Source organism: Enterobacter cloacae complex sp. 394F7 (genome assembly GCF_057320385.1).
Genome location: NZ_JBXWCS010000033.1, coordinates 1 through 1,419, shown reverse-complemented (window position 1 = coordinate 1,419; position 1,419 = coordinate 1). Strand labels below are relative to the sequence as shown.

Below are 1,419 nucleotides of genomic sequence, written 5' to 3'. Positions count from 1 at the left end.
CCTAATGCCGATCGTTTAAGGATCGGTTGACCGATCCGGTGGCTGGTGTAAAAAGGGTTCATGTTCATCATGGACCCTTTTTTAAATGGAACTTTCACAAGCCCTCGGCATTATCAACGTTACCTCCCCTGAGCACGCCCGTAGCCTCTCGGACCTCATTCCCACTGAATTCATTCAGAAAGCGTTAACGTTGACTGATACTGTCACACTCCGCAAACGCAAACTTCCTCTTGAATCCATGATTTGGCTGGTCGTTGGCATGTCCATTTTCTGCAATCGCCCTATGACCGAGATCGTGAATCTGATGGATATCACTGACAGGACCGGTGAGCCTTTCACCGCCCGCAGCTCAGTCATTCAGCGCCGAAAAACGCTCGGGGAAGATGCTGTGCGGGAACTGTTCGACATTACACAGCGGTACTGGAACCAGCAGGCGGCCCATCCGAAATGGCACGGACTGAATCTGTTTGCTGTGGACGGTGTTGTCTGGCGTACGGCAGACACGCCGGAAAACAGCGCGGCCTTCAGCAGACCTGCAGGGCGAAATGGTACCGGTGGCTATCCGCAGGTCAGGATGGTTTGTCTGATGGAGCTGAGCAGCCATCTGATCAACGCCAGTGCCTTTGACAGCGAGAACGTCAGCGAAATGCGACTGGCAGCGCAGCTGGCAGAAAGAACGCCGGATGAGAGTATCACTTTATTCGATAAAGGATTTTACTCTCCGGGACTGCTTCATCACTGGCAGATGTCCGGAGAAAACCGGCACTGGCTGCTGCCACTGAAAAAAAACACACAATATGAAGTTGTGCGTAAGCTGGGACGTGGCGACGAGCTTGTTGAACTGAAAACCAGCCCACAGGCCCGGAAACAGTGGCCAGCACTCCCGGGGCGGTTCACCGCAAGACTGCTGACCCGAACGGTTGACGGAAAAGAAAAACAGGTTCTGACATCCCTGACAGACCAGAATCGCTACCCTGGCAATGATATCAGCGAGTTATATCGTCACAGGTGGGAAATTGAACTGGGTTACCGGGAAGCGAAGCAGGGAATGATGGACAGCCGCTGGACGTTACGCAGTAAGTTGCCAGAACTGGTGCGACAGGAGTTATGGGGGGTGCTGCTGACTTACAACCTGGTGAGATACCAGATGGTAAGGATGGCGTTTGAACTGAAGGGCGATTATCTGCCTTACCAGTTGAGCTTTAGCGGCACAATAAGTGAAATAACCAGGCTTCTGATAACGCTGCCATGGGCCTCACCGGGTAAGATGCCGGGTGAGTTAAGAACGCTGTATGAGAAAGCAAAGTGGCTGGTATTACCGGGAAGAAGAGAGCGAAGTTATCCCCGGGAAGTGAGAATAAAAGCCCAGAAATATCCGGCAAGAAAAAATGCTGATCACCTTAAGTGACCAGCATTAGG

The 1,419-nt window shown here is 52.1% G+C and carries 1 protein-coding gene; it reads left to right on the top strand.

Annotated elements, in window-relative coordinates:
• Positions 1–85 precede the first annotated feature (85 nt).
• On the top strand, positions 86–1,408 hold the full coding sequence (locus tag AC2FAK_RS22875) for an IS4 family transposase (RefSeq protein WP_020686790.1): 1,323 nt from the start codon (positions 86–88) through the stop codon (positions 1,406–1,408).
• The last annotated feature ends 11 nt before the right edge of the window (positions 1,409–1,419 follow it).